We start from the raw sequence: 10,663 nt of genomic DNA, 5'->3' as shown, positions 1-10,663 counted from the left end.
TCAACCCCTCATTCCGGCGCGCGCCGCGAGGCGGCGCTGGTTGTTCATACGGCGTGCCTGGCCGCGGTTCTGTCCGCCGAGCGCCGCGACATCCTCGTTCCCGCCCGACAGGTGCGCGCCGAGCGACGCGATGGTGGGGAAGCGGAAGATGTCGGTCAGCGCGACCGGCTGCGGCAGTTCGGCGGCAAGGCGGCGGTGGACCTGGATGGCGAGCAGCGAGTGCCCGCCGATGTCGAAGAAGTTCTCGGTGAGGCGCACTTGCGGCAGCTTGAGCAGGTCGCACCAGATGGCCTGGATCTGCGCCTCGATGCCGCTGGCGGGGGCTCCGCCGTCCGCTTCGTCATTGCTGACCACGACGCTGACCGGTTCGGGCAGGGTATTGCGGTCGATCTTGCCGTTGGGGGTGCGCGGCAGGGCTTCGAGAAGGACGAAGTTGCCGGGGACCATGAAGTCGGGCAGCCGCTCGCGAAGGTACGCGCGCAGGTCCTCGACGGCGGGCGCCCCGGTGCGCGGCGCGAGGTAGGCGACGAGGCGGGTGGCCGCGCCTTCCCTGCGGGCGACGACGACGGCTTCGGTCACGTCGGAATGGGCCGTCAGCGCGGATTCGATCTCGCCCAGTTCGATGCGGTAGCCGCGGATCTTCACCTGATGGTCGAGGCGGCCGAGGAATTCGAGCGTGCCGTCGGCGCGCTGGCGGGCGAGGTCGCCGGTGCGGTAGGCGCGTTCCCCGGCATCGAAGGGGTGCGCGGTGAAGCGCTCCGCCGTCAGTTCGGGCCGGGCGTGGTAGCCGCGCACGACCCCGGCGCCGCCGATGACGAGTTCGCCCGGGGTGCCCTGCCGCACCGGCTGGGCGCGGCGGTCGAGGATGTAGATCTGCTGGTTGAGCAGCGGGCGTCCCAGCGGCGGCGCGGCGTCCTCGCTTTCGAGGGTGTGGACGGCGGACCAGACGGTGGTCTCGGTCGGGCCGTACATGTTCATGACGCTGCCGGAGACGAGCCCGGTCATGTCGCGTGCCAGTTGCGGCGGGAAAGCCTCGCCGCCGACCATGAGGCGCTGCAGCGCCGCGAGACGCGGGCGCGAGGCTTCGTCCCCGGCGAGCATCTGCAGCAGCGAGGGCGTGCATTGCAGGTGGGTGACGCCGTGGCGCGCCATGAGGTCGTGCAGCGGGCGTTCGCGGGTGGCGGGGGCGCCTTGCGTGATCTCGCGTAGCCGCGCGATCGCGGGGAAATGGTCGATCACCGTGCGTGCATCCACGCCGAAGTCGACGAGGCAGCCGATCTCGTCGACACCCAGCGCCGCAAGGCGCGCCACGAGGGCGACGTTGTCCTCGGGCGTGCCGAAGAGGCCGCTGGTTTCGAAATAGCGTTCGAACGCGTGCTCGAGCAGCGCGTCGGTTTCCTCGCCGCTGAGGTCCGACAGTTCCAGCTTTTCCCCGCCCGCAGGCTTCTTGAAGGCCGGGAACGACCAGGCGTACTGCTTGAGCAGGTTGGTGGACGTGCGCAGGTATTCGATCAGCGGCGCGCGCACGGCGGCGCGCACGGCCTCCTCGCTTTCGCCGAGGAAGGTGTGCAGCATGAGCGTGGCGCGGCCTTCGCCGGGATGGCCGGCGGCGCGCCACGCCTCGCGGTAGGCGGCGATCTTGGCGGCGACGTCCTCGATCGACTGGCCGAGGAGGTGGGTGAGCACGTTGGCGCCGACGCGCCCGGCCTCGCGGAAGGTGTCGGCATTCCCGGCCGAGGTGATCCACACCGGCAGTTCCGGCTGGACCGGACGCGGGTAGGTCAGCACCGAGACATCGTGGCCGAGCGGCCCGGGATAGCTGCGTTTCTGGCCGCGCCACAGTGCCCGCACGTCGTCCATGCAGCGCGCCAGCGTGCCCGCGCGGTCGGCATAGGCGCCGGGGTTGAGCACGAAGTCTTCCGGCTGCCAGCCCGAGGCGAAGGCGATGCCGACGCGCCCGTTCGAGAGGTTGTCGACCAGCGCCCACTCCTCGGCGATGCGCAGCGGATGGTGGAGCGTGCCCACCACGCTGCCCGCGCGGATCTGCACGCGCGAGGTCACCGCTGCGATCGCGGCGGCGGCGACGGCGGGGTTGGGATAGGGGCCGCCGAAGTCGTGGAAGTGGCGCTCGGGCGTCCAGATCGCCTCGAAGCCGTTGCGGTCGGCGAAGCGGGCGCCCTCCAGCAGCAGGTTGTACTGCTCGGCGGCGCTGCCCGCGCTGGAACTGGCGAAGTAGAACAGGCTGAAGCCGACCGGGCGCACTTCGTCCGCCGCGATCACGTCGCCGCGCACTTCGCGCTCGCTGGCGATGACGACGTGATAGCCGTGCATCAGCGGCCACATCAGCTCCAGCGTCGAGATGTCGAAGCTGAGGCTGGTGACCGCGAGCCAGGTGCCGTCGGGCTCGATGTGGCGGTCCATCCCGGCGTAGAAGTTGAGCAGGGTGCGGTGCTCGACCATGACGCCCTTGGGCAGTCCGGTGGAGCCCGAAGTGTAGATCATGTAGGCGAGATTGCCGCCCTCGATGCGGTCCTCGATGGCGGTCGAGGGCTGCGCGGCGAAGACCTCGGCCATGGTGTCGACATGCAGCACCGGGGCAGGGGTATCGGGCAGGTCAGCAGCTAGGGTGGTCTCGCTGAGGATCAGGCCGAGGCCCGAATCCGCGATCATGTGGGCGATGCGGTCCTTCGGGTAGCTCGGGTCGAGCGGCACGTAGGCGCCGCCCGCCTTGTGCACGCCGATGAGGCAGGCGAGCATCTCCACCGAACGCGACAGGTGGAGGCCGACCAGCACTTCGGGGCCGACGCCGCGCGCGGCGAGGTCATGTGCGATGCGGTTCGAAAGCGCGTCGAGTTCGGCGTAAGTGAGCGAGGTGCCGAGTGCGGTCACGGCGGTGCGGCCGGGCGTCAGGCGGGCTTGCGCGGCGAAGTGGCGATGCCAGGCCGGGCCGTCGGGCACCGGGCCTGCGGTCGCGTTCCATTCGGTGAGGATGCGGCGACGTTCCGCCGGTTCGAGCACCGGGAGCGTGCCGACCGGCGCCTCGGGCGCGGCGGTGGCGGCCAGGCAGAGCGCCTCGAAACCGCGCGCGAGGTCTTCCGCGTCGGCGCGGTCGAGGCGGGTGGCGTCACAGGTCCAGCGCACCGTGCCCTCGGCGGGACAGTACGCGAGGTCGAGCACGGCCTCGCCAGCGGGCCGAGCGTCGCAGAGCCGATCGACGACCTGCAGCGATACCGGATGGTCGAAGGCCGCGCGGCCGCGCAGTTCGGGACTGCGGGCGATGAGGTCGGCCGAGATGGCGACGCGGCGGTGGAGGGCGGCGATCTCGATCTGCAGCGCATCGGCGACGGCGGCGAGCGGGGCGCCGAAATCGACCGCGAGCCGCAGCGGCACCTCGGGCGCGAACCAGCCTGCCACATTGCCGAGAAGCGCGTGGCCGACGCTGTCGCAGTAGCCGATCTCGACGGTGTCGCGGTCGGCGGCGCGGGCCAGCCACAGGACCAGTGCGGCAAGCGCGTCGCTGCGGGTCAGGCTCTGCGGCAGGGCGCGGTCGAAGGCGAAGGGCTGGGCGCCATCCGTGCCGACGCGCGGGCGGAACTGGGGTAGCTGCAGGCTCTCGCGCATCTGCAGGCGGCGGCGCCACCATGCCTCGAAGCGGCCGGCGGCGGAGTCGAGGCCGTTCAGTTGCTCCCTGCGCGCCGGATCGGGCGAGGCGAAGGCGCCTGCGCGAAGCAGCAGGTCGCTGACCTGCCCCGCCGTCAGAATCTTGCCGTCCAGCGCGGCGAGACGGTCGATGCGCAGGTCTTCGGTGCCCGTGGCCACCACCGGGGTGGGCCCGGAGAGGATGATCGTGCCCGGCGCATGGCCCGAGCAGGTGGCGAGCGGGGTGACCTGCTGGACGAGCAGCAGTTGTTCGCCGAGCAGCGCCTTGGGCGCGCCGACCGGGTTGGCGTAGAGGCCGAAGTCCAGCGCGCGGACGAGGCGGGCGATGGCCTCGGCGGACTGGCGCCAGTCGATCGTCGCGGCGGCCTCGGGGCGGGTCGCGCGGCCGTACATGCGGTCGGGCGCGCGGCCCTGCGGGACGGCGGCGGCGACGGCGGCGCCCAGGTCGGCGACGAGGCCGGCGAAGCAGCGCAGGCCGGCCTCGAAGCAGCGGGTGTTGATCGAGAGCGCGGTCTCCTCTTCGGCGATCTCGAAGGCCTCGGCGGCGATCACCGCGCCTTCGTCGACCGCGCCGTCCATCAGGTGCCAGGTCACGCCGTGGCTGCCTGCGCCTTCCAGCAGAGCCCAGACCGGGGTGTTGAGGCCGGCGCGGCCCGGCAGCGGGCCGTCGTGGAAATTGATCGCCGCGCGCGCGGCGAGCGCCAGCACCTCGGGCGAAAGGACCGTCAGGTTGGAGATACTGAACAGGTAGTCGACCGCTTCCAGCCCGGCGGCGAGCAGGTCGCGCGGCCGGTGATGGACGGTGATCCCGGCCGCCTGCGCCCACCCGGCGGCAGGGGACAGCGGCGCCGCGACGACGGCGACGATCTCGTGCCCATGATCCAGCAACAGCTTACCGCACTCGGACAGCAAGGTTTCATTGCCGAAGAGAATGGTGCGATGGAGTTTTGCTTCTATATGGGCGCCGTAATTATCGCCATGTTCGGTGAATATGTTGTTCGTCGTCATGACATGCCCCGTGAACGCCGGACATTTTCAGTCCATAGGAAACGTTATTCGAGCGGATGTTGGATATCCATCTTTCGAACTACGCTCCTATTTTTAGGACGGTGCGTTCTTACGGATATTTTGCGGCGGTTATTTGTACTCTATCAGCCGTGTCTTGCCGGAGCCGCCGTCGTTCGGCGCGCGGCGGGCGCGGCGCCAGTAGTCGACCTGACCCTGGAGGTGGGGCACCTTGCCCAGGGTCATCCAGGTGGCCTGGAGAGCGTCCTTGCGCAGCCGGATGCGCAGCCACAGCAGCGGCCAGAGCGGCCACATCGGCGGCAGTCCCCAGACCACGTTGCTGACGATCTCGCGCTGGATGGCGGCGGTGTCGTTGCCCCGCATCGACAGGGATTCGGCGATCGCATAGCCGTTGCGGCGGTTGCGCTGCCACCACTGGGAGAAGCGGGTCATCGCCGCGTCGTGGATGGTCATGTCGGCATCGAGCCGGCGGATCAGCCAGCCGCGCCGGCGGATGCGGTGGCACAGCTCCGGCTCCTCGCCGGCGATCAGGGTTTCGTCGAAGCCCCTGACCGCGGTGAGCGCCGCGACCCGGAACAGCGCGTCGCCGCCGACGGTGTCGGCAAGCCCGACGGGCGTGTCCCATTCGTCGTCGCAGAGCTGGTTGTAGGGGCTGGCGTCGGGATCGCGCTCGCGCCGGCGGCCGCATACCGCCGCGAGGCGGTGGTCGGCGGCCATGACCTCCTGCGCCCTGCCCAGCCAGCCCGGCCACAGCTCGCAGTCGCCGTCGATGAAGTGGACGTAGGCCAGCTGCGGGTTGCGGCGCAGGTGCCAGTGGAGCCCGGCGTTGCGGGCCCGGGCGGCGGTGAAGGGGAGCGCCGGGTCCAGCTCCACCACCGCGATGCCGCGCGCGCGGGCGATGGCGACGCTGTCGTCGCGCGAACCGGAATCGATGTAGACCGCGTCGTGGCCCGTGCGCGTGACGCTGTCGATCGAGAGGCCGAGGCGCGCCGCTTCGTTGCGGCCGATGATGACGAAACCCAGGGTGTTCATGGCAGGCGCTCCGTGCGGGTCCATTCGCGCTCGCGGCGCGTGACGAACTGGAGGATCAGCGGCAGCTTCCACAGGAAGTAGCCGGGCAGGTCGAAGAGGTTGCGCAAGGGCAGCACGGCGCGGCCATGGACCCACCAGGCGCGGCCGAGACCGGCGAGCGCGGCGCCTTGCGCGAACAGCAGGACGCACAAGGGCAGGCCCGGCCCGGCGAGCAGCAGGACCACCGCCGAGGCGGCGAGCGAGGCCAGCGCCAGCAGCACCGTGGGCGGCACGAGCAGGTCCAGCGCGACGATCGCCAGCCGCCAGCCGCCGCCGCCGGGCCGGGTGACCGCGCGCAGCAGCAGGCGCGGCACGTAGCGCCACGCGGTCTGCATCATGCCGTGCTCCCACCGCCGGCGCTGGCTGCCGGTGCCCTCGACCGAGCTGGGCGCGCTGACGATGCGCGCGGCGGGCTCGGCGATCACGGATTGCCCGGCAAGCAGCAGGTCGAGCCCCATCGCGAGGTCCTCGACCAGAGAGCCCGCCGACCACTGCATCTTCAGGAACAGCGCGCGGGGGAAGGCCATGCCCGAGCCGTGCAGCAGCGCCGCCCCGGCCAGCCGGCCGAGCGCCTGCTGCCGCACGAGGTTCTTGACCAGGAAGGCGAAGCTGGAAATGCGCACGATCGGGCTGACCCGGCCGCCGCATTCGAGCGGCGCCGCGAACAGGAACACCGCCTGGACGGCGGCCTGGCGCCGGGTCGCGGCGGCGGCGAGGGTGGGAAGCGCGGCGGCGCCGGGGCGGCAGTCGGCATCGACGACGAGCACGGCCTGCGCGTGGCCCGCGTGGTCCGCAGGGCGGCCCGCGGCGATGAACAGGCGGCCGAATTCGAGCGCATGGCCCTTGCCGCGCAGCGCCGGCTCGCGCCGCTCGATGACGGTGGCGCCCAGCGCGCGGGCGCGCGCCGCGGTGTCGTCGGTGCAGTTGTCGGCGACGACGACGAGTTCGTCGCCGACCCGCAGCTGGGCCAGCACCGAACGCACGCTCGCCTCGATCCCGGCGGCCTCGTCATGGGCGGGCATCAGCACCAGGAACGGCGGCGCGGCGCCGGCGGCCGGACCCGCGATGCGGCGGGCGCCGACGAGGCACTCCGCCGCCAGCATCAGCACCGGAACGGACGTCAGAAGCGAGGTCGCCCAGGCCAGGACGGCAGGTATGGCGCCGGGCGCGGTCACGCCGAAGCGGCGCCGTTTTCGCCGCCCACCGGCGCCAGCGGCTCGCGGCCGCGACGCTGGAGGATCGGCGGCATCCAGTCGGACTTGAGGTTGTGGAGCCGCACGCGCCAGTCCGCCTTGTCGGCGGTGCCCGGCCGCACCCGGAAGTCGGTGGTGCGCTCGAGGTCGGGCAGGGGGGCGGCGACGGCGGTGTAGTAGTAGGTCGCGATCGACCGGCGCGACATGCCCTGCGGGCAGGCGAGCGGGTCGGGATGGCCGTGGAAGGTGTCGCGGTCGGTGCTGAAGATCACCGCGCGGCCCAGCTCGGGCAGGACCGAGCGGCGCGCCGCCTTCATGTCCTGGTCCCACAGTTCGAGCGCGCCGCCGTAGCCCGCATCCCACGCCTCGTTGAGGTAGATCAGCAGGTTGAGCCGGCGCTCCACCTTCATGCGGCCGTGGTGCGGGAAGTCGGCGTGGATGCCCAGGTGCCCGCCCCGGCGCGTCTCGTGCAGCCCCGCGCCGGCGTGGTAGGGATCGGCGATCAGGCCGCGGATACCCGTCAGCGCGCCGAGGAACGAGAGGAACGCGCGCGAATTGAGTTCGGCGAACAGCATGCGCGTGTGCGCGCCGCCGCACTGGTCGGGGCGGAACTGGAACTTGAGCCTTTCCTGGTCGCGGTCGAAGCAGTCGCGCCCGGCGCTGTCGGGGAACTCGTCCACCACTTTGCGCAGGAAATCCCGGTCGAGAAAATCGTCGATGACGACATGCGGGAAGGGGTCGGCGCCGCGGTATCGCTGCGCCTGCGCGGCCCCTGCCGCACGGCATGCGTCGTAGTCGAAACAATGGTAGCCGCCCAGATCGGTGAGCCCCAGAAATGCCATCGAGTCCTCCTGTCCCGCGCGCGCTGCGCAAGCGCCCGGACGAACCGCCCGCCGGGGACAGGATAGAGGGCAGGGCCCCCGCTGCGGCAGACCTGAAAACCCCTTGGCGGTTCTCATGATCGACACCCACCATGGCCGCCTCATAGACTGGCGCCGAACGTGCCCTTCCGGCATGCAAGGAGAACTGGCGCGTGCACATCGGGCTTTGCTCACCCCATTGGCCGCCTTCGAAGGGCGCCAACGGCATCGTCAGCTACGTGGCGCAGGTGCGGGGGCACTTCCTGGCGCGGGGACACGACGTCTCCATCCTCTCGCAGGGACACCTGATCGCGGCGGACGGCACGGCCACGTCGCTGGCGCCCCGCAGCGGCGCGGCGCGGGCGCTGGCGCGCGCGGGCGACCGCATCGCCTGGCGGCTCGACCGCTCGTCCGGCGCGCTGGCCCCGGTGGCGCGCGCGGTGGCGCGCGAAGTGGCGGCGGCGCATCGCCTGAGGCCGTTCGACGTGCTGGAGATGGAGGAGAGCTTCGGCTGGTCGGACATGGTCGCGCGGGCCATCGACGCGCCGGTCGTCACCCGGCTGCACGGGCCGCAGATCGTCAAGCCGGTGCGCAACCTGACGCGCGAGGAGCTTTTGTTCGAGGACGCGCGGTGCGAGGCCGAGGGGCGCGGGGTACGCGCGGCGGCGACGGTCACCTCGCCGACCCGCGCCATCCTCGAGGAGACCTGCGCGAAATACGGGCGCGATCCCGGCAGGACCTCGCTGGTCATTCCCAACCCGATCGGGCTGGACGCGGGCGGCCCGCGCTGGAGCCTCGATGCCTGCGAGCGCGACCATGTGCTGGTGATCGGCCGGTTCGACTTCTGGAAGGGCGGGGACACCATGCTGCTCGCCTTCGATCGCCTGCTGGAGACCCGGCCCGATGCGCGCCTGACGATGGTGGGGCCGGACGAAGGGCTCGAGACCGCGCCGGGCCAGCGGATCGGCTTCGCGGATTTCGTGCGCGCCAACCTCTCGCCCCAGGCGCGGGCGCGGATCACCTTCACCGGCAAGCTCACCGCCGCCGAGATCGCGCCGCTGCGGCTCCGGGCGATGGTCACGGTCTGCCCCTCGCGGTGGGAGAGCTTCCCCTACGTCCTGCTGGAAGGGATGGCGGCGGGCTCGCCGCTGGTCTCGACCGCGTGGCCCGCGAGCAGCGAGGTGATCCTCGACGGCGAGACCGGGCTGCTCACGCCGGTGGGCGACCCCGAGGCGCTGGCGGCCACGCTGGCGCGCATGCTCGCCGATCCCGGCGCGGCCGCCGCCATGGGCGCGGCGGCGCGGCGGCGCTGTGAGGCGGTGTTCGCGACCGAGGTGGTCGGGGATCGCCTGCTTGCATGCTATGTGGGCGCTATTGCGGCGCTAATGCCGGCGCGCGTGCCGGAACCCGCACTGCAATGACGGTGGACACCGCGGGCGCCGCCTGGTCGCCGCCCTCCATCCGCCCCGGCCTGGCCGTGCGCCTGCGCGGTGCAATGCTGCGCGACACCAACGTCGTCGTCGCCTCGGTCATCGCCAACAACCTGCTGCGCGCGGTCAGCAGCATGATCCTGACGCGCCTGCTGGTGCCCGAGGTATTCGGCATTTCCGGCGTCATCGCCTCGCTCCAGTTCACCGTGTCGATGGCCAGCGACCTGGGATTCCAGGCCTTCGTGGTACGGCATAGGGAGGGCGACAGGACGGGGTTCCTCGACACCGTCTGGACCGTCTCGTTCCTGCGCGCGCTGCTGCTGGCGGCGGTGCTGGCGGCGCTCGCGCTGCCGGTGTCGCATGCGCTCGCCCGGCCCGACCTGGCGCCGCTCATTGCCGCATCGGGGCTGGTCTTCGTGGTGGAGGGCAGCGCCTCCGTCAGCCTCCTGACCGCGCTGCGGCGCAGCCAGATCCTGCGCCTCTCGATGCTGGAGATCGCCGCGCTGGTGGTGCAGATCGCGGCGAGCGGGGTGCTGGCCTGGGCCTGGGGCAACTACTGGGCGATCCTGGGCGGGATGCTGGTGGGCAGCGCGCTGAAGTCGCTGCTCAGCTACGCGATGTTCGGGCAGGGCCGGCACCGGCTGACCTTCGAGCGCTCGACCCTGCGCGAGCTGTGGTCCTTCGCCCGCTACGTGACCGGCTCCAGCCTCATCTACCTGCTGGTCGCGCAGTGCGACAAGCTGGTGCTGGCCAAGGTGCTGCCGCTCGATCACTTCGGGTTCTACGTCCTGGCGGGCAACCTCGCCTCGGCGCCGCTGGGCTTCGCGGGGAACTATGCCAGCCGCGTGCTCTACCCCGCCTACGCCCGCCTCTGGAACGAGGGCGCGGCGGACATCCGCGCGCAGTTCTACGCGCGGCGGCGGATACCCTCGCTGTTCTATGCGCTGTCCACCGGCGGCATCATCGGCGGCGCGCCGCTCATCGTCGGCGTGCTCTACGACGCGCGCTATGCCGACGCGGCGATTTACCTGCAGATCCTGTGCATCTCCTCGCTGCTGGGCCTGCCGTCGAACGCGGCGAACGAGGCGCTCACCGCCACCGGCCGCGTCCGCGCGACGCTGGAGGCGAGCATCGCCAAGCTGGCGTGGCTGGCGGTGGCGGGGACGGCGGGCTATCTCGCCTGGGGGCAGCTGGGGCTGGTCGGCGCGGTCGGCCTGATGGAAGTCTCGGCGATCGGCATCAAGTGGGTGCGCATGCGCCAGGCGCGGCTGCTCGACCTTGGCGAGGAGGGCCTGTTCCTCGCGGTCGGAGCGGGGGGCGCGGCGCTGGGCTTCGCGGCCGACCTGCTGCTGTCGCCCTGGCTTGTGCACTAGGGGCCCGGACCTAGGGCCCGGAGGCCCCGCCCGCCGGCGTGGCCGGGGAC

The 10,663-nt window shown here is 71.8% G+C and carries 6 protein-coding genes; 2 read left to right on the top strand and 4 right to left on the bottom strand.

The genetic code is table 11. From position 1 onward, the window contains the following. The 4 genes from AC07M9_RS18870 to AC07M9_RS18855 all read right to left on the bottom strand — a co-directional run bounded on the left by AC07M9_RS18870 (position 1) and on the right by AC07M9_RS18855 (position 7,792). Positions 1-4,668: a MupA/Atu3671 family FMN-dependent luciferase-like monooxygenase gene (locus tag AC07M9_RS18870; protein WP_494885893.1), complete on the bottom strand. Its 4,668-nt coding sequence runs from the start codon at positions 4,666-4,668 to the stop codon at positions 1-3. Between the two features lie 129 nt (positions 4,669-4,797). After that, the gene (locus tag AC07M9_RS18865) at positions 4,798-5,718 is read right to left on the bottom strand and encodes a glycosyltransferase family 2 protein (RefSeq protein WP_494885891.1); all 921 of its coding nucleotides are present in this window, start codon (positions 5,716-5,718) and stop codon (positions 4,798-4,800) included. Next, the gene (locus tag AC07M9_RS18860) at positions 5,715-6,932 is read right to left on the bottom strand and encodes a glycosyltransferase family 2 protein (protein ID WP_494885890.1); all 1,218 of its coding nucleotides are present in this window, start codon (positions 6,930-6,932) and stop codon (positions 5,715-5,717) included. The genes AC07M9_RS18865 and AC07M9_RS18860 overlap by 4 nt, the downstream gene beginning before the upstream one ends. Further along, positions 6,929-7,792 carry a 2OG-Fe(II) oxygenase gene (locus AC07M9_RS18855; protein WP_494885889.1) on the bottom strand — a complete coding sequence of 288 codons (864 nt, stop codon included), beginning with the start codon at positions 7,790-7,792 and terminating at the stop codon, positions 6,929-6,931. The genes AC07M9_RS18860 and AC07M9_RS18855 overlap by 4 nt, the downstream gene beginning before the upstream one ends. 191 nt (positions 7,793-7,983) lie before the next feature. Here AC07M9_RS18855 and AC07M9_RS18850 point away from each other — a divergent pair, with 191 nt between their 5' ends. Further along, the gene (locus tag AC07M9_RS18850) at positions 7,984-9,231 is read left to right on the top strand and encodes a glycosyltransferase family 4 protein (protein ID WP_494885888.1); all 1,248 of its coding nucleotides are present in this window, start codon (positions 7,984-7,986) and stop codon (positions 9,229-9,231) included. Continuing rightward, positions 9,228-10,613 (top strand): oligosaccharide flippase family protein, encoded by a 1,386-nt coding sequence (locus AC07M9_RS18845; protein ID WP_494885886.1) that lies wholly within the window; start codon positions 9,228-9,230, stop codon positions 10,611-10,613. Before AC07M9_RS18850 ends, AC07M9_RS18845 begins: the two co-directional genes overlap by 4 nt. The last annotated feature ends 50 nt before the right edge of the window (positions 10,614-10,663 follow it).

This window comes from Novosphingobium sp. GW821-FHT09E05, from assembly GCF_059416165.1.
This window is presented reverse-complemented; position numbering and strand designations above follow the sequence as displayed.